A 17,989-nucleotide genomic window follows, 5' to 3' on the forward strand; every position below is an offset into this window, starting at 1 on the left:
TCCCGCTCAGGAAAGGCCAGCCGGGGATGCATGGGCAGCGTCGTCTCGACGCAAGTGGCCATCTCGAAGTCCATGCCGCGCAACACACGCAGTTCCTTGTACGACTTCTCCAGGCCTGCACGCCTGCCAGGGGCGCGCACGCCCTACCACGATCATGAAGCTAGTCCGGGTTGCCCGCCTCCGGAGCTTGCGCAGCGCCGCCGAGCGAAAGGCGTTTGGCCACGTCCAGGCGGACCTCGCCGTAGGGCTGGACGTGCTGCCAAAACAGCGGGGTCAGCCCGCGCTGGTCGGCGGGCCCCAGCAGCTGAGCCCATTCGGGGTCGGCCAGGACGTCCTGCAGCATGAGGGTGTTGATGTACACGAGCGCGGCCTGCAAGCTGCGCAGGCGTCGCGGGCGAGGTAACCGCTGCCGTCGCGGTCGAGGTGCCCGAAGGCGTCGAGCACCTCCTCCTTGTCCAGCGTGGGAAGGTCGCCGCGTAGAGCGCGACGAACTCCTCCTGGGAGAGCCTGCCGTCGCGGTCGGCGTCCCCCGCCATGACGAACGCGTCCACCGCCATCCCCAGCGAACAGGCGTAACCGTCTCTCAGTAGTTATTCAGTTACCTTCAGTATCAACGTGCATCCGGTACGTCACACTCCGTACTAGTTGACGACAAAAAATCACTCTTGTCGCTTGATCTTGCAAAAGATACGCTTCTCCCGTTTGTCAAAGAGCTCCAGAGCTGCACGAGCCAGGTTGCACCCTGCCGGGTGGGTGGAGCGACGTTCGGCGCCCGCTGTGGTGTTCCTCGTTGTGGTTCGGAGTGTGACAACTCATGCGCAGGTTGTTTTCGCGTGCCATCTTCTCCCGTTCTGCGGCCCTTCTGCTTGTCGCCGCCCTGCCGGGGTTGCTGTCACTGGCAGCGGTTCCCGTGTCCGCGCAGACCGTTCGGGAAGGAGCGGTGAGCGTCGAGCAGGGCAGCGTTGTGACACCGGTGCAGCAGCTGGGCTCGGCAGGGGTCTTACCGAGCTTGACGGTCGCGTCTGGCTCTGCGGTGTCGGACGACGGTGGCGACCCGCCCGTGAAGGGCGCTCTGCCGCGAGATGGCGGGGCGTGGCCGCGTACGGCATTGCAGGACGAGTCCGGGTCCGGCCTGCCCGCGGGCACTCGCCGTGCCGAGCAGAAGGACCGGGCGACCGCGGCGAGCACCTTCCCGCTGATCTACGACGTGTATCCCGTCGCGGGATCGTTGGTAGGAACGACGACTCCGCTGCTCACCGTGCGGGCCGAGCGGGTCGGCGTGCCGACGGATCCGTTCAGCGAGTTGCGGTTCACCTACCACATCTGCGAGGTCCCGGAAGAGGACGAGGACGACACCGGCGCTTCCGACCCGACGCCGCCGTGCTGGAACTCCGGAGCTCTACCGGGCGCGGAGACCTGGCAGGTGCCGGCGAATCGGCTGGAGTGGGGCAAGCAGTACAACTGGTGGGTCCGCGTCGTTGACTCCGAGAGCAAGGCGGTCGACACCAGCGACAAGCAGTTGATCGCCATCAGGCCCGCGCAGCCGGTCAACGGCTCGCATCTGGGCGAACGCATCGGAGATCAGGAAGAGTTCTCCCTGGTCAACGGCAACTACACCACCACGGCGGTGGACGCGCGGGTACAGGTGGCCGGTCCCGCCCTTGCGGTGGTCCGCACATACAACAGCTCCGACGCGCGCACCAACGGGATCTTCGGGGCGGGTTGGTCGACCGCCTGGGACATGAAGGTCATGGCCGAGCGGTCGGGAACGACCGTGACCGGCCTGCTGGTGACCTACGCCAGCGGCCGCCGGGTCCGGTTCGCGGCCAAGGGCGACGGCACCTACCAGCCGCCGCCTGGCATGAAGGACGCGCTGGCAGACGTGGACAGCGGCGGATGGCGGCTGAAGGACACCACCTCGACGATCTACGTCTTCAACGCCGACGGCCGGCTGGTCAGGCTGGAGGACAACCGCGGGCGCGCGCAGACGCTGAACTACAACACCGACGGCACCTTCGACACGGTGACCGGAGCCGGCGGCAGGAAACTGCACCTGACCTGGAACGGCCCGCGCGTCGCCACGGTGTCCACGGACCCGGTCAACGGCGAACCCCAGACGTGGACCTATGGCTACACCGGCGACAACCTCACCTCGGTGTGCACGCCGCTGGCCGCGCCGAACTGCACCGCCTACACCTACGAGGACGGCTCCCGCTACAAGGGCCTGGTGCTCGACTCCGAGCCGGTGGGCTACTGGCGGCTGGGAGACGCACCGAACAGCCCGGCCGAGAACCTCGGCAGCGACGGCGGCACCGGCCAGTACACGAAGGTGACGGTCGGCCAGCCGGGGGCGTTGGAGGGCAGCACCGACACCGCCGGCGGCTTCACCCAGTCCACGATGATGCTGCCCCTCAACCTGCTGGATCACCTGCGCGATCAGGTTACGATCGAGGGCTGGATCAAGACGACCAAGCCCGGCGTGATCTTCTCCGAAGACGACTTCGGCGGCGGGCTCGGCGGGACGAGGCCAGTCCTCTACGTCGGGACGGACGGGCGGCTACGCGGGCAACTGGGTGAGCTGGTCAGTGGCGGATACAAGCCAGTCACATCCGCAAGTGCCGTCAACGACGACCAATGGCACCACGTGGTGCTCACAGTGGCGGGTGAGAAGCAGCGTCTCTACCTGGACGGTCAACTGGCCGGCGAGCTGACCGGTGCCGTCTTCGGCGACAGGCGCCCGTACGCCTTCGTGGGCAGCGGCGATCGCGCCAGTTCGTGGTCCGATGTCCCCGGCGGCACCACCACCAGAGGCGCCTGGCCGTTCCAGGGCACGATCGACGAGTTCGCGGTGTACGCAAAGCCGCTGACGGACACCGAGGTGCAATCCCACTGGGCCGCCCGAACCAAGGTCGGCCACGATCTCTCCCAGGTGACGCTGCCTTCCGGCCGGATCTGGGCGAAGAACACCTACGACTCGGCGACCGACCGCCTCCTGACGCACACCGATCGGCACGGCGGCCTGTGGAAACTGAGTGATTCCACCATCGATTGGGTCAAGGGTCTCTACACGTTCACCTTGACCGATCCGCGCGGCGGCGCCCTGGACTACGCCTACGACTCGCTGCGCGATGAGCAGCCGGCGTACGTGACCGACCAGGCCGGCGCCCAGACCACCTTCGAGTACGACACCGGCGGTTTCTCCATCAAGACCACCGACCCGAACGGCAACGTGTTCCGGCGGTGGAACGACAAGCACGGTTATGTGATCAAGGAGAAGTCCTGCCGTAAGACCGGCGACTGCCAGTTCACCCACCACGACTACTACACCAACGAGGATGACGACCTCGACCCGCGCAACGGCCGCCGGGTGGCGTTCCGCGATGCCCGCTCGCCTGACGCGACCAGCGACACGTACGCCACCACGTGGGAGTACAACGCGTCCGGCCAGCAGACCAAGCAGACCACCCCGGCCACGTCCGACTTCCCCGACGGCCGCTCCACCACGATCGCCTACACCGACGGCAGCGAACCCGCCGTCGGTGGCGGCACCACTCCCCCTGGCCTGGCCAAGACCCTCACCGACGCCGAGGGCAACGTCACCGAGTTCCGTTACGACGAAGCCGGCGACCTGGCCGAACGGAGCGACCCGTCCGGGCTGGTCACCAGGTTCACGTACGACGAACTGGGCCGTCTCACCGCCCAGACCACGATCTCCGACGCCGAACCCGACGGGGTCACGACCACCTTCACCTACGACGCCATCGGCCGGCCCGCCACCGCCACGACGCCCGGCGTGAAGAACGAGATCACCGGCATCACGCACACCGCCGAGACGAGCTACGCCTACGACGCCGACGGCAACACGCTCACCGTGATCGTCAAGGACCTGACCGGCGGCGACGCAGAACGCACCATCACCTACACCTACGACGACCACGGTCATCAAAAGACCATGACCGACCCCGAGGGCGGGGTGGTCACCACGACGTGGGACGCGTTCGGCCAGCAGGAGACCATCACCGATCAGCTCGGCTCGGTGTTCGGCTACACCTACACGCCGCGCGGCGAACTGGCCACCGAATCTCTGCAGAACTGGACCGGCAGCCCGGTCGACCCGCAGCCGGCCACGAAGATCGTCCTGAACTCCTATTCCTACGATCCCGGCGGGCGGCTGGTCGCCCAGACCGACGCGATGCGCCGCAAGACGACCTACACCTATTACGGCGACAACCTGCTGTCACAGGTGATCGCCGACGACGCCAAGGTCAACCCTGGTCTCACGACCAAGGACGTCATCCTCGAGAGCAACACCTACGACAAGGCGGGCAACCTCGTCAGCCGGGTGACCGGCGGCGGGACGGTCACCACCTCGTACTCCTACGACGCCGCCAACCGGCTCACCTCGGCCACGCTCGATCCGGACAAGCTGGCCCGCAAGACGGTCTTCGCGTACAACGCCAACGATCAGACCATCAAGGAGACCCGTACGGGAGCGGCCGGGGGAACCCGGCAGGAGATCACCACATACGCCTACAACGCGGCGGGCATCCTGACCCGTCAGACCGCCGAGAACGGCGATCAGGACCTGACCACCACCTGGGAGGTGGACGACCGCGGTCTGATCACCGCGACCACCGACCCGCGAGGCAACGCCGACGGCGCCTCCGCCGCCGACTACACCACCACGACCGGCTACGACCCGCTCGGCCGCGCGGTCGAGGTCAAGGCGCCCAGCGTCACGATCGAAAAGGCCGGCACGGCCGAGCAGAGCCGCCCCACGATCCGGATCGGCTACAACGCCGCGGGAGAGCGCACCCACGTCATCGACGCGGAAGGGCGCCTGTCCACCTCGGGCTTCGACCGCATGGGCCGTCTGACGTCCGTGACGGGCATGCCGTACACGCCGCCCGGCGGCACCCAGCTGGTCCCGAAGACGAGCTACGCCTACGATGCCGCCGGACGACGGATCACGGTCACGAACGCCCGCGGGCAGACCTCGACGACGGAGTACGACGCGCTCGGCAACCCGGTCAGGGTGACCGATCCGCCCGCGGCAGCAGGACAGCCGGCCGGGCAATGGATCTCGGAATACGACCTGCTCGGTGAGCAGCTCGCCACGGTCGACCCCACCGGCGCCCGCGTCCAGGCCACCTACGACGACCTGGGCCGCCAAGTTACGCATACGGTGCTCGAACGCAAACCCGCGAGCGCCGCGTACGTCACCGAGCTGCACTACAACGACGCCGGCTACCTCACCCGGCAGGTCCAGCCGGGCGGTAAGACCACCGTCTACACGCCCAACGCGGCCGGCGAGCCGGAAAAGGTCACCGACCCGGCGCAGGACAGCGTCACCTATGCCTATGACCTGGCCGGACGAACGGTCAAAACCACCAACCCGCTCGGCAACGCCACGGTCGGCGACTACGACCTGGCCGGCCGGCTCACCACCGTCAAGAACCTGGACGGCACGGGAACCCCGGTCCGGACCATCGGCCTGGGCTACGACGCCGCCGGCAACCTCATCCGCTCCACCTCCGGCGAGGGCCACGTCACCCACCGCCGCTACGACGCCACCAACCTGCTCTTGGAACTGATCGAGCCGGTCTCCGACAGCACGTCGATCACCACGAGCTTCGGCTACGACGCCACCGGCGCCCGCACCCGCGTCACCGACGGCCGCGGCAACGCCACCTGGACCGGCTACAACACCCTCGGCCTCATCGAGACCCTGACCGAGCCGGCCACCACCTCCCACCCCGACCTGGACGACCGCACCTGGACGCACGTCTACGACGCCAGCGGCAACGAGACCGCGCTGATTCAGCCCGGCGGCGTCCGCCATGACAAGCAGTATGACAACCTCAACCGCCTGACCAAGATCAGCGCCTCCGGGGCGGGCATCGTCGCCGACGACAAGACCTACACCTACGACCTGGCCGACCGCCCCACGTCGGTGAGCGATCAGCGGCTGGAATACAACGATCGCAGCCTGCTCACCAAGCTCACCCCGCCGACCGGAACCCCCACCACCTACGCCTACGACTCCCTCGGCAACCCGACACAGCGCGCCGACGTCACCGGCACCACCACCTACACCTGGGACGCCGACAACCGCCTCAAAACCGTCACCGACCCGGTCAGCGGCCGCACCAACACCTACGACTACGACGGCGCCGACCGGCTCACCACGATCACCTCGGCCAACCCCGCCAACACTCAGGTCTTCACCTACGACGCCCTGGATCGACCGCTGACCCACACCCTGAAGGACAGCGGCGGCGGCCGGCTCGCCAAGATCGCCTACGGCTGGGACAAGGACGACAACCTCACCTCCAAGACCACCGAAGGCCTGGCCGGAGCCGGCAGCAACACCTACGGCTACGACCACGCCGGCCGCCTCACCTCCTGGACCGGCCCCGACGGCAGCACCACCACCTACGAGTGGGACGCCGCAGGCAACCGCACCAGGGCCGGCGACAAGACTTACACCTACGACGAACGCAACCGCCTGATCGAAGGTGACGGCAACACTTACACGTACACACCGCGCGGCACCCTGGCCACGCAGACCAAGAACGGCGTCACCCGCAACCTCACCTTCGACGCCTTCGACCGGCTCATCAACGACGGCGACGCCTCCTACACCTACGACGCCTTCGACCGCATGGCCACCCGCCAGAAGAGCGGCTCCACAGAGCAGCGGTTCGCCTACGCCGGCCTGGACAACGACGTCATCGCCGTCACCGGCCAGGACGGCGCCGTCCAGGCCAGCTACGGCCGTGACCCCCTCGGCAACCTGACCAGCGTCAAGGAAGGCATCGCCCCCGCCGCCGGCACCTTCACCGACCTTCACAACGACCTGGTCGGCACCTTCACCGCTACCACCCTGTCCAGCACCACCACCTACAACCCTTTCGGCGAAGTCACCGCCCAGACGGGCAGCAAACCCGCCCTCGGTTACCAGAGCGAATACACCGACCCCGACACGGGCAACGTCAACATGCACGCCCGCTGGTACCAGCCCGGCACCGGAAACTTCACCAGTCGCGACACCTGGGACATCGCCCCCTCCCCATCCATTCTCGGCAACCGCTACTCCTATGGAGCAGGAAGTCCACTTCTCTATCAGGACCCGACTGGACACGCCCCGAATCCACGTTGCTACAGAGCTGCCTCGATTCCCATAGTCGGTGTCCCGCTCGCCACCATCTGTGACGTCTTCACCGACGCCAGGCCAACCGCCAGCGATGACGTCTGTAAGGACAAGTACGGCAGGACCGCCGCCTGTAACCCGCCCCCGCCACCTGACAAGTGTGCCGAGTTCAGCAACAAATGCCCCGCCAAACCGTCCACGAACGGAAACGAACCGTCCACGAACGGAAAGAAGAAGAACCCGAAGACACCCGATCGCCCGTCCTCCGAACCTCAGCCGACGAATCCCCCACGTCCGAAGAACCCTACGGATCCCAAGAAGGTCAAAGACAAGGAGGATCCATGTGAGATCTTCTGCTGGGGACGGTATTTTCCCGGGAAAAACTGCGGCAAGAAATGCATGGTAGACGGCCACGGCCCGCTGGCACCGGAGGACGACTGCCGCATAGGCGAGCCGTGCTGGTGGCTGCTGCCCGCGACGGTGGCGGCCACGGGACTCTTCGAGGCGGGCACCTTCGTCGCCGCCCACGCCGGTCCGGCGCTCGTACTCGGTGCGACCTTCGTCGCCACTACGGCCACCGAGACAGTCACCAGCCTTTTCACCGACGACCCGGTTCCCGCTGACATCCCGACCTACACCAGCGAACGGCCCCCATCCACCGTCGACTGCAACCCCAACAGCTTCGTCACGGGCACCCGAGTTCTCTTGGCCGACGGCAGCAGCAAGGCCATCGAGGACATCAAGGTCGGTGACCGTGTTCTGGCGACCGACGCGGCCACCGGCGAGACCGAGGCCGAATCTGTCACCGCGCTCATCACGGGCAACGGCACCAAACACCTGATCACGATCACCGTGAATGTCGGCGGTACGGGCGATGTCACCACCGACACGATCATCGCGACGGACCACCATCCTTTCTGGGTACCGGATCTGCACGCCTGGATCGACGCCGGCGATCTTCAGCCCGGCATGTGGCTGCGCACGTCAGCGGGCGCCTACGTGCTCGTATCCGCGGTCGAGCGGTGGACGGCCGTCCGGCAGGTCCACAACCTCACGGTCGACGACCTGCACACCTACTATGTGCTGGCAGGAACGACGCCGGTACTGGTACACAATGATTGCGGCACTTGGGACCACGCCGAGGATTGCTACTGCAATTACGAGGGCATGCCAGTGGTCCCGCGCTCTCAACCTGTGCGCGGAGAACCTGAGCCGGCTCAACCTGTGCGCGCCGAACCTGAGCCCGGCCCCGAGCCTGTCGCCGACGACCTCACCAAGCATGCGATCGAACGTTTGGCACGGCGCCAGGTACCAGAAGAGCAAGCTCGAGCCGTTCTCAACAGGGAACCATTTTCCTACTTCCATGAAGGCCAGTGGAAGCTGGGCTATTACCATCCAGGTTCCAAGCTGTTCGTCGCCAAAACCATCGATGGGAACATCAACACAGTGATGATCAATGTCGACCGGGCCTACATCAGAAGACTCATGGACGGGCACCATGGCTGATCTCAAAGTCACTTACGATCTGGTGGCGAACGCGGCCTATATACAGCTCGCGGACCCGCAGGCCCGCCCGAATGTGGCAAGCATGTATCCCTGCGACCCCGTCAAAGTCGGCGGCATGATCAACCTTGACTTCGATGCGGGCGGGCGCCTGGTAGGCGTCGAGGTGCTGGACGCCAGGTCGAAGCTGCCCGCGTACATGCTTGAGGCGGCGGAGCGCATCGATCTTGAAGGCACCTGACCTGTGGCGGCCGGCGGGAGAGCCGTCTCTCGCCGAAATGCCGCCGGTTCTTGAACTCGCCTGAGACGCCTGCACGAGATTCGGAGCGGCGGGTGGTGGCGAGCATCGGGAATTGCCGGGCTTCCTGCGATCACTGGGTGCATCCGGGTGGTGGATTTCTGCGGCCCGAATTACAGGGGATCAAGACGACTTGGAAGGGGTGGAAGCGCTCTGGCAGGATCGGGATGTTGGTCTCCCGTTCAGGGGGCGACGTCGCCGAGGCGTACGCAGAGCGCCATGCGAAAATCCGCGCGCATGATCCGAAGCGGCGGCGGATAGCGCGGGCCATGGCGGAGTGCGCCGGCTGGGACGTGCGCTGATTTCCGCCCCACCCTCTTCGGGCGGTGGGGCGACCAGAGGTTTTTGGTAGATCTTTTTGCTCGTCGGTGTCGGCTGATGCGGCGACAGTGCCTCTCCTGCTTGGGTTTTCGCTCCCGGCCGGGGCTTTGATCGCGCCGTGTGACCTGCGAGGACATCCGGTACGCTCGCTGCACCCCACATGCTTCCGGTTTTAGCCCCAATAGTCCTTTCTGCGAGGTTAAGTCCGGTCTCGTCCCAGGAGGTCCCCCGCTTCCATGACGCACGATCTCCAGCAGTTCATCGACTCGGTCTCCTTCTTGACGGGTCAGCCGGACCACCGGCCCCCCTATGACCACGTGGGTCCGCCGGAGCGCGAGCCCCATGATGGGCCGCGCACCGGCACGGACGATGCCCAGGGAAGGCACCAGGGCTCGCATGGGAAGGGCTCGGATTCTCACGGGTTCGGATGGAAGGGCTCCCCGGAGGAGCCGGACTTCTCGCCGGCTCCTCCGGAGCGCGGCGACAGCGGCCATGACGGCCCGCATCAGCACGGATCCGATCAGGGCGGATCCGATCAGGGCGGCTCCCATCAGGGCGGGTCCCACCACGAAGGTGGCGGTCCGTCGTCTGCGCCGACTCGTCCCGGGCCAGAGCCGACTCATACTCCGAGGCCGACTCATACTCCGAGTACGTCGCCATCCGAGAGCACTCCGACGGCCACCCCCACCTCGACGCCGAGCGGGGCCCCCACCACAAATACGCCGCAACCCACCGCTTCGGACACCCCGACGTCCACCCCGTCCGATTCGTCCTCCCCCACGCCCACGGTCACCGAGTCCCCTTCGGCCACCCCCACGGAAACCCCTACAGAGACTCCGACAGCGACCCCCACGGCATCCGACTCGGCGTCGCCCACGGAGACCGCGTCCGAGCCGTCATCGCCCGCAGAGACCGCAACGGCCTCCGACGCACCGGCGCCCACCGAGAGCGCCGCGGCGTCGGAGTCGCCGGCCGCTTCGACGTCCGACGAAGCCGAGGCGTCCGCCACGTCCTCTTCGGAAGCGGCGGCGGGCACGTCGACGTCCACGTCGCCCACGCCGGAGGCCGAGGAGGACGAGGGCGGCGCCGCGGCGCCGTCGGCGTCCGCCACGGCTTCCAGCGCCGTCCCCACGCACCTCACCACCACGGTGGCCAGCCAGCAGCGGGACGTCTCCACCACGATGGTGATCACCTCGACCGTGCTCCTCGTGGCCGCCGTGCTGGCCGTGCTCGCGGTGGTCGTAACGAGGTCCCGCCGGACCCGCCTGGCCACCCCGGAACCCGTCGCCGACCCCGTGCCCCCACCACCGGCCCCGCGCCCGTACCCCGTGCAGGAGGACAACCCCTGGACGCGGCAGCTCCTCGAAGCCCTCGAGAACGTCGTCGCCCTCGACGACCAGAACAAGGCGGACGACCCGCGCCCCGGCTCACCCCCGCAGGACCCCGGCGCGGACCCCGACGCGGACCCTGAGGCGACCGCCGCCTGGAGGCCGCCCTTCGCGTCCTCTGATCCGCCTGGAGCTCTGGACTCCTGGTTCAAGCCCGTGCCACGCGATCCGGACGGGAACGCCGCCCCATCCGAAAGCCCCGCCGATGATGACGACGACACCCGACCTGGGAGCACGGGCAACCCCACGCCGTAACAAGGATCAGGCGCGCATCCGCCTTCGTTACGATGATCGCTTCATGACGGTCGACACACTCGCGTGTCGACGGAACGCGCGAGGAGTGCGGATACAACCAGATCACCGGCAGCCCGGTTTCCCCCAGTCTGGTCACGCACCGGCACCAGGCGGCCCCGCGCTGTGAGGTGGCCCGCCGAACCCGATGCCGCCCAAGCCGCCCGAACCGAAGGCCAACGCCCCGGCCGCGATCATCGCCGGCGTTCTGGCGGCGATCGTGGCGGCGATCGTGGCGGCGATCGCCGCGAACATGCGGTCGTATCCGCGTCCGTGACGGGAGGCTTATTGCGGGTCTATCGTTGTTGCGAATAGTTCGCAACAACGATGAGGAGCGTCATGGGTCAGTACTCGCTGCCCGACATGCCGTACGACTACGCCGCCCTGGAGCCCGCGATCACCGGCGAGATCCTGGAGCTGCACCACGCCAAGCACCACGCCGCGTACGTCAAGGGCGCCAACGACACCCTGGAGCGGCTGGCTGAGGCGCGGGACAAGGGTGAGTTCGGCGGGCTGGTCGGGCTGGAGAAGACGTTCGCGTTCAACCTGTCCGGGCACGTGCTGCACACGATCTTCTGGCAGAACCTGTCCCCCGACGGCGGCGACCGCCCCGGCGGCGAGCTGGCCGCGGCCATCGATGAGCACTTCGGCTCGTTCGAGGCGTTCAAGAAGCAGTTGACCGCCGCGACCAGCACGGTGCAGGGCTCGGGGTGGGGCGTGCTGGCGTGGGAGCCGCTCGGCCGGCGGCTCGTCGTCGAGCAGGTCTACGACCACCACGGCAACGTCGGCATGAACACCACCCCGCTGCTCGTCTTCGACGCCTGGGAGCACGCGTACTACCTGCAGTACCGTAACGTGCGGCCGGACTACGTGGAGAAGCTGTGGGATCTGATCAACTGGACCGACGTGATCGCCCGCTACGACGCCGCACGTAGCGCCTGACCCCTGAGCCGGCGGCGCCCACCCGGCCCGAGCTTGGTCCGCGGGGCCAGGCGGGCGCCGCCTTCAGGAACCGGTCCGCGCTCATGCCGGTTCGATCACCCATCGTCCGGCGACGAGCACCACGATGCCGCCGACGACGGCGAGGCCGAGCCGCACGTACCCCTCGCGACCTGGGCTGACGAGCCCAGGTGCGGCACTGACCGGCGGCGCCTCAGCCGACGTCCTTCAGGGCGTCGACCAGGCCGTCCAGCCCGATGGGGCCGAGGCCGACGGCGGTGGTGTGCCAGCGCCGGAGGTCGAAGCCCGGGCGCCGGCTCGCCGCCTGGCGGGCCGTCAGCCAGGCCCGCTCGCCGAGCTTGTACGAGATCGCCTGAGCGGGCCAGCCGAAGTAGCGGGCGACCTCGGGACGGATCCGGTGCGCGGCGGCGTGACCACGCTCGCGCAGCACCTCGCAAGCCTTGTCGAACGTCCATCGGGACCCGTCGGGCAGCGGCAGGTCCAGGTGGACGCCGATGTCGATGACCACGCGGGCCGCGCGCAGCGCCGACGCGGCCAGCATGCCGAGGCGGGTTCCCGGGTCGGAGAACCAGCCCAGCTCGTCGCCGAGGCGTTCGGCGTAGAGGGCCCAGCCCTCGCTGTGCGCGCTCACCCGGGACGTCTTCGCGAAGCGCGACAGCGTGTCCCCGGCCGCCATCATCCCGCCGATCTGCAGGTGGTGACCGGGCACTCCCTCATGGAAGACCGTCGTCAGCTCACGCCAGATCGCGAACCGCTCCCGGCCCGCCACCGGCCACCAGGTGCGGCCAGGCCGCGACAGATCCTCCGTCGGAGGCGTGTAGTAGGGGGACCCGGCGGTGGAGCCCGCCGCGATGACCACCTCGACCTCGCGCAACGGCTCGGCGATGTCGAAGTGCGTGCCGTGCAGCGTGCTGATGGCGCGATCGTGCTGGTCCTGCAGCCAGCCCCGGTAGGCGTCCACCCCGGTCACGCAGTGGGTCCCATCAAGGTACGCGGCCACCTCCGCCCAGCTCGCACCCGGGCGGATGCGCTCGATCTCGGCGGCCATCTCCGCCTCGATCCTGTCCAGTTCGGCCCAGCCCCACGCGTACGCCTCGGCCGGGTCGAGGTCGGCGCCGAGGATCTGCCGGGCCGCCACGGCGTAGCGTTCCGCCCCCACCCCGTCCCGTTCCGCCGCCCGGGGCGCGTAGTCCGTACGCAGGTAGCCGGCGGTCGCCGCGTAGGCCGCGTGCGCCACGGCCGCCGCCTCGGCCAGCTCTCCGGCCAGGGGCCCGTCGCCATAGGACGTCACCAGCGCGTCGTGCACCCCCGCGAAACGCTCGGCCTGGTCGGCGGCCTCCAGAGCCTGCCTCCGAGCCGCCACCAGCCCTTTCTCCAGGCCGAGATCGAGGCTCGTACGCCAGCTCGCGAGCATCTCCGGCACGGCCGCCAGGCGGGCGGCGACGTCGCGCCACCGGTCGTCGTCGCCGCGTGGCAGTAGGTCGACGCTGTCGCGGATGACGTTGATCAGCCCGAACTGGCCGCGCAGCATGCGCAGGGGCTCCCCGCTGTCGTGCCAGGCCAGCTGCGCTTCCAGCCGTTCCCGAAGGTGCGCGGCGGCGTGCCGATCGGCCTCCGAAGCAGGGCTCAGCCCGGCGAGCTCGGCCAGGGTGCGGCGGATCAGGTCGGCGCGGGCGGCATGGCCGTCGGGGCTGTAATCGGTGGCCGCGGCGAACTCACCGGTGACCCCACGGACTCCCATGCTGATCGGATCGAGGGCCGCCGACTTCCCGACATATCCCCCACAAAGCGCAAAAATCGGTGTCATCCGGACACAGTAACGGGGTCAGGGCGAGAGCAATTCAAGCTCGGGAGTTCTCCGGGGTGAGCCCGAGGTGGGCGAGCACGCCGGCCACCACGTCCGGCACCGGACGGTCGTCGGTGTCGATGCGCACGTCTCCGGCACCCGCCTGATCGAGGCGGGCCGCCTCGGCCGCCGCGCGGGCGGCGGCTTCGTGCAGGGCGTGCTCGTCCAGCCCGCGCAGCTCGTCGCCGGGGATCGTCGGGCCGCCGCCCCTCCCGCGGTCCAGGACGCGTCCGCGCAGCGTGGCCGGGGAGGCGTGCAGCCGGCACACCGTAGGCTGCGCGCCTGGCAGCAGGCCGAGGTAGTCGCGGACGGTCTCGTCGGTGTCCGCCTCGCCGCAGACGATCAGGTACGTCGCCCCGGCCGCGCGGTAGCCGGCCCAGAGCGCGGCGAGGTTGCGGGCCTTGAGCCGGTGTCCGTCGCCGGAGGCGGGCCGCAGCATGGCGATCTGTTTCAGGTCGACGTACGCGGTGCGCGTGCCGGTCCGTACGACGTGGCGGAAGACCTCGTACGCGACCGTGGACTTCCCCACCGCCGTCGCCCCCGTGAACCAGAGCAGCGGCACCGGCGCCGGCTCCGCCCGCACGGGACGTCCTGGGCCGGGTGCGGTGGCCCCCGGCCAGCCCGTGCGTTCCCTGATCAGGCGGGCCGTCTCCTGGACCGTCAGGCCGGTGGTGTCGAGGGTCAGGTCGGCGTAGGACGTGCGGTCCTGGGCCGCGGCCTCGGCCACCGCGTGCTCCACCAGGTCCGGCTGCCACCCGCGGCCCAGGAAGCGCCGGCGCAGCTCCTCCGCCGGGGCCCGCAGCCGGCACACCGTGAACGCGACGTCGGGCAGGACGGAGGGGTATTCGCGTACCTCGTCCGGTGTGTCCACGAAGCCGGCCAGCACCAGGCACTCCGCGCCCTCCGCCCGGAAGCCGTCCCAGAGGGCGGCCAGGTTGCGGGCGCGAAGGCGGTGGGTGTTCTCGCCCGGCTCGGGGTGGATGAGGCTGATCTGGTCGGCGTCCACGAACGCCGTCCTGACGCCCTCCCGGCCGAGTTGCGCGCAGATCTCCCACCCGGCCGACGACTTCCCGACGCCCGAAGGGCCCGACAACCAGAGCACAGCGTTCATCCGCGCGATGGTAACGGGACGTCCGTGATGGACACGAACGCTTTTCCTGCGGGTGAACCGCGTGCGGACGGGCGTGCGTACCTCGGGTGGGAGCTTCCCTGAATCGGAGGAACATCGCCATGACGCTCACACCGCGGCCGCCGTCCCCCGCACGTGCACGGAGGCGGGTGACGGGCCTGCTGGCCGTTTCGGCGGGTGCGGCCGTGCTGGGCGCGTGCCTGGTGTCCTGCGGGAACGCGCCGACTCCAACCGCCAAAGCGGCGGCCCCCGTCGCCGCGCACCACCAGGCGCACCATCAGGGGCACGTGGCCGGCGGCGGCACGCAGCCCTCCGCGACCGTGAAGCTGCCACGCCGGAGCATGAAGAAGCTCAAAGCCGGCGCCGGCTGCCCCAAGGCACGCCTGCAGATCGACGCCGACGAGCTGAAGCAGACGGCCTGCCAGACCAAGCGCGGCCGGTACACGATCGTCACCTTCGCCGCCGACAAGGGCAAGCGTGACTGGCTCGACTACGCCCAGGCTTATGGAGGGACGTACCTGGTGGGCGACCGCTGGACGGTCGTGGCCGAGCCCGCGCTGCTTGAGGGGCTGCGCAAGAAGGTGGGCGGCAAGATCGAAACCGGCGCCCGGCACCACTGACCAACCCGCCCGGGTCGCCGTAGGCCGACGGGCGTGCCGCATGCCCTGCGCGCAGGGCGTGCGGCGGGTCATGCCGAGGAAGCCTCTGCGATCGTCGCCGCAACCACGGAGCCGGCGGTCACACGAGGCCGCCGTCCGCCCGGAGGTTCTGGCCGGTGAGCCAGGCCGCGTCCGGGCTCAGCAGGAGCGCGACCACCGATGCGATGTCGGCGGGCGTGCCGATCCTGCCCAGGGCCGTCATGTGGGCGACCCCCGCCATCCCCTCCGGCGGCACGTCGGCCCTCAGCAGGTCGGTGTCGGTCGGGCCCGGCGAGACCGCGTTGACGGTGATGCCGCGCCGGCCCAGCTCGCGGGAGGCGACGCGGGTGAGCTGCTCGACGGCCGCCTTGCTCGCCGCGTACAGCGACTCGCCGGCGCTGGGCCAGGCGGTGCCGGTCGAGGAGATCGTGACGATGCGCCCGCCGTCGGCCATCCTGGCGGCCGCCGCACGTACGGCGAGAAAAGCCCCGCGCACGTTGACCGCCATCACCCGCTCGAACGCCTCCGGCGTGACGGCGTCCACGGGCGTGTGATCCATCACGCCCGCGTTGCTGACCAGCGCCGTGAGCGGCCCGCCGAACACGGTGCCCGCCTCCTCGAACAATCGCTCCACCTGGGCGGGGTCGGCCGCGTCCGCCCGCACGGCGACGGCCCGCCCGCCGCACGCCTGCTCCACCTGCCGCGCCGCCGCCTCGTCCGCGACGTAGCTGAACACGACGGTCGCGCCGTCGCCCGCGAGCCGCTCCACCACGGCCCGCCCGATCCCGCGCGACCCTCCGGTCACCACCGCATTCGTCATCGGAACTCCTTCATGTAAGAGGGAGCCCACACCATGGCAGCCCTTGCGGAAGCAGGGCTTCCGCGAGGTGCGAGAGAGTGCGGGCATGAGCACGAAGGACCCTGCGGCCCGCCTGCTGCGGCTGCTGTCGCTGCTGCAGTCCCGCACCGACTGGCCGGGCCCCGAGCTGGCCGAACGGCTCGGTGTCAGCACCCGGACGATCCGCTCCGACGTCGAACGGCTGCGCGCGCTCGGCTACCCGGTGTCGGCCGTGTCCGGTACGGCGGGCGGCTACCGGCTGGGGCCCGGAGCCCGGCTACCGCCGCTGCTGCTGGACGACGAGGAGGCGGTGGCGGTCGCCGTCGGGTTGCGTACGGCGGCGGTGCAGGCCGTGGGCGGCATCGAGGAGGCGTCGCTGCGCGCCCTGGCCAAGCTGGAGCAGGTGCTGCCCGCCCGGCTGCGGCCCCGGCTGGCGGCGCTCGCCGCGTACACGGTGCCGGTGCCGGGCGGCGCCCGCGCGGACGTGGACGCCGACGTGCTGGCGACGCTGGCCGCCGCGTGCCGGGACCGGCGGCGGGTGCGCTTCGACTACCGCGACCACGACGGGAACGTGAGCGTGCGGGACGCGGAGCCGTACCGGCTGGTCTCGACCGGGCGGCGCTGGTACCTGGTGGCATGGGATGTGGGGCGGGACGACTGGCGGACGTTCCGCATCGACCGGCTGACCCCGCGCGTGCCACTCGGCCCCGTCTTCTCCGGACGGGAGATGCCGCCGGGTGACGCCATCGACTTCGTCACCAAGGGCGTCGCCTCGACGCTGGGCCCCTGCCGTACGGTGGCCACCGTCCACGCGCCCGCCGCCGTCGTCGGCGAACGGGTGCCGCCGGTCGCTCGCGTCGAGCATCTCGACGACGAGCGCTGCCTGCTGCACATCGGCGCCGGCACCCCGTTGACGCTGGCCGTCTACCTGGCGGCACTAGGCCTGCCGTTCACCGTCACCGAGCCGCCGGAGCTGCTGGAAGCGCTGCATCAGGTGGCGACGACCTGTGCCGGCGCCTTTACAAAGTAGATCAGCATCGACGCTGCCCGACCCGCCGCGGATGTTCCTGTCGCCCACCGGCCAGGCCGTCATCGCCGCGGGAACCCACCTCATGCTCACCGCCGGCGGCCTCGCACGACCGCCCTCCTGAACGGCTGCGCGGTCAGCACCAGCAGGGCGGCCCCCAGCAGGCACGACTCGTACAGTCCCCAGCCACCGGAGAAGGACTCGAACCAGTCTGCGGTGAACATGGGCAAGCGGGAGCAGATGTCATCATCCCGGTAGTCGGCCGCGAGCGGCCTGGCGGCCGCGATCACCACCAGCGCCCAGGCCGCGCGGGACGCGGACGTCCGCCCGACGAGGGCGGCCAGCACGACCAGCACCGGCACGGCCCAGGTCGTCGCCACCTCGGCGAGCGTGGCGAGGGCGTCGCGCGACGGCGCGGACGGCGAGAAGGAGTGGGGCGGCTCGCGACAAGCCACGAACCCCTCGACATGACCGCCGTAGTGCAGTTTCCCGGAGAACACCTCCAGCGGGATCCTCCAGCACTCCCACGTGGGATAGGCAGCGGCGGCGAGGGCCGCGGTCCAGGCCAACGGCGCTGAGCGTGACACGTGAGCGGCT

General features: G+C 69.4%; 13 protein-coding genes. 7 read left to right on the forward strand and 6 right to left on the reverse strand.

Annotated features, from left to right (window positions below; all coding sequences use genetic code 11):
* Positions 1–160: 160 nt before the first annotated feature.
* Positions 161–376, reverse strand: a complete 216-nt coding sequence (locus tag ACFFR3_RS08830) for a Tn3 family transposase (RefSeq protein WP_345407712.1) — start codon at positions 374–376, stop codon at positions 161–163.
* 684 nt (positions 377–1,060) lie between these two features.
* Between ACFFR3_RS08830 and ACFFR3_RS08835 the strand changes: the two genes are divergently transcribed.
* Both ACFFR3_RS08835 and ACFFR3_RS08840 read left to right on the forward strand, forming a co-directional pair.
* A complete protein-coding gene (locus ACFFR3_RS08835) occupies positions 1,061–8,659 on the forward strand; it encodes a polymorphic toxin-type HINT domain-containing protein (RefSeq protein ID WP_379482905.1) in 7,599 nt (2,532 codons plus the stop codon).
* The gene (locus ACFFR3_RS08840) at positions 8,652–8,897 is read left to right on the forward strand and encodes a DUF2283 domain-containing protein (protein WP_345407721.1); all 246 of its coding nucleotides are present in this window, start codon (positions 8,652–8,654) and stop codon (positions 8,895–8,897) included. The genes ACFFR3_RS08835 and ACFFR3_RS08840 overlap by 8 nt, the downstream gene beginning before the upstream one ends.
* Positions 8,898–9,912: 1,015 nt before the next feature.
* Here the strand turns inward: ACFFR3_RS08840 and ACFFR3_RS08845 are convergent.
* Positions 9,913–10,467 (reverse strand): hypothetical protein, encoded by a 555-nt coding sequence (locus ACFFR3_RS08845; protein ID WP_364379462.1) that lies wholly within the window; start codon positions 10,465–10,467, stop codon positions 9,913–9,915.
* Here ACFFR3_RS08845 and ACFFR3_RS08850 point away from each other — a divergent pair.
* The 3 genes from ACFFR3_RS08850 to ACFFR3_RS08860 all read left to right on the forward strand — a co-directional run bounded on the left by ACFFR3_RS08850 (position 10,457) and on the right by ACFFR3_RS08860 (position 11,896).
* Entirely contained in the window at positions 10,457–10,918 is a 462-nt protein-coding gene (locus tag ACFFR3_RS08850; protein ID WP_364379459.1) for a hypothetical protein, read from the forward strand. The genes ACFFR3_RS08845 and ACFFR3_RS08850 overlap by 11 nt on opposite strands.
* 184 nt (positions 10,919–11,102) lie before the next feature.
* Positions 11,103–11,231, forward strand: coding sequence for a hypothetical protein (locus ACFFR3_RS08855; protein ID WP_345407727.1), 129 nt, complete (start codon positions 11,103–11,105; stop codon positions 11,229–11,231).
* A gap of 62 nt (positions 11,232–11,293) precedes the next feature.
* Complete coding sequence (locus tag ACFFR3_RS08860; protein WP_364379456.1) at positions 11,294–11,896, forward strand: superoxide dismutase; 603 nt, start codon at positions 11,294–11,296, stop codon at positions 11,894–11,896.
* 211 nt (positions 11,897–12,107) lie between these two features.
* On the opposite strand, the gene ACFFR3_RS08865 is transcribed toward ACFFR3_RS08860, so the two are convergent.
* The gene (locus ACFFR3_RS08865; protein ID WP_364379453.1) at positions 12,108–13,655 is read right to left on the reverse strand and encodes a DUF885 domain-containing protein; all 1,548 of its coding nucleotides are present in this window, start codon (positions 13,653–13,655) and stop codon (positions 12,108–12,110) included.
* A 100-nt stretch (positions 13,656–13,755) separates the two neighbouring features.
* Positions 13,756–14,871, reverse strand: coding sequence for a hypothetical protein (locus ACFFR3_RS08870; RefSeq protein WP_379482906.1), 1,116 nt, complete (start codon positions 14,869–14,871; stop codon positions 13,756–13,758).
* A gap of 119 nt (positions 14,872–14,990) precedes the next feature.
* On the opposite strand from ACFFR3_RS08870, the gene ACFFR3_RS08875 reads away from it, so the two are divergent.
* Positions 14,991–15,509 (forward strand): hypothetical protein, encoded by a 519-nt coding sequence (locus tag ACFFR3_RS08875; protein WP_379482907.1) that lies wholly within the window; start codon positions 14,991–14,993, stop codon positions 15,507–15,509.
* A gap of 118 nt (positions 15,510–15,627) precedes the next feature.
* Here ACFFR3_RS08875 and ACFFR3_RS08880 read toward each other — a convergent pair whose 3' ends face one another.
* Positions 15,628–16,347 (reverse strand): SDR family oxidoreductase, encoded by a 720-nt coding sequence (locus tag ACFFR3_RS08880; RefSeq protein WP_364379444.1) that lies wholly within the window; start codon positions 16,345–16,347, stop codon positions 15,628–15,630.
* A gap of 85 nt (positions 16,348–16,432) precedes the next feature.
* On the opposite strand from ACFFR3_RS08880, the gene ACFFR3_RS08885 reads away from it, so the two are divergent.
* Complete coding sequence (locus tag ACFFR3_RS08885) at positions 16,433–17,395, forward strand: helix-turn-helix transcriptional regulator (protein ID WP_345407739.1); 963 nt, start codon at positions 16,433–16,435, stop codon at positions 17,393–17,395.
* Between the two features lie 86 nt (positions 17,396–17,481).
* On the opposite strand, the gene ACFFR3_RS08890 is transcribed toward ACFFR3_RS08885, so the two are convergent.
* Positions 17,482–17,979 carry a hypothetical protein gene (locus ACFFR3_RS08890; RefSeq protein WP_345407741.1) on the reverse strand — a complete coding sequence of 166 codons (498 nt, stop codon included), beginning with the start codon at positions 17,977–17,979 and terminating at the stop codon, positions 17,482–17,484.
* Positions 17,980–17,989 lie beyond the last annotated feature (10 nt).

Source organism: Nonomuraea salmonea (genome assembly GCF_042428605.1).
GTDB lineage: Bacteria > Actinomycetota > Actinomycetes > Streptosporangiales > Streptosporangiaceae > Nonomuraea > Nonomuraea salmonea.

Excerpts from the sequence above, each read along its gene's own strand:
- ACFFR3_RS08840 (WP_345407721.1), top strand. The coding sequence starts at position 8,652 with ATGGCTGATCTCAAAGTCACTTACGATCTGGTGGCGAACGCGGCCTAT.
- ACFFR3_RS08850 (WP_364379459.1), top strand. The coding sequence starts at position 10,457 with ATGGTGATCACCTCGACCGTGCTCCTCGTGGCCGCCGTGCTGGCCGTG.
- ACFFR3_RS08855 (WP_345407727.1), top strand. The coding sequence starts at position 11,103 with ATGCCGCCCAAGCCGCCCGAACCGAAGGCCAACGCCCCGGCCGCGATC.
- ACFFR3_RS08860 (WP_364379456.1), top strand. The coding sequence starts at position 11,294 with ATGGGTCAGTACTCGCTGCCCGACATGCCGTACGACTACGCCGCCCTG.
- ACFFR3_RS08865 (WP_364379453.1), bottom strand. The coding sequence starts at position 13,655 with ATGGGAGTCCGTGGGGTCACCGGTGAGTTCGCCGCGGCCACCGATTAC.
- ACFFR3_RS08870 (WP_379482906.1), bottom strand. The coding sequence starts at position 14,871 with ATGAACGCTGTGCTCTGGTTGTCGGGCCCTTCGGGCGTCGGGAAGTCG.
- ACFFR3_RS08875 (WP_379482907.1), top strand. The coding sequence starts at position 14,991 with ATGACGCTCACACCGCGGCCGCCGTCCCCCGCACGTGCACGGAGGCGG.
- ACFFR3_RS08880 (WP_364379444.1), bottom strand. The coding sequence starts at position 16,347 with ATGACGAATGCGGTGGTGACCGGAGGGTCGCGCGGGATCGGGCGGGCC.
- ACFFR3_RS08885 (WP_345407739.1), top strand. The coding sequence starts at position 16,433 with ATGAGCACGAAGGACCCTGCGGCCCGCCTGCTGCGGCTGCTGTCGCTG.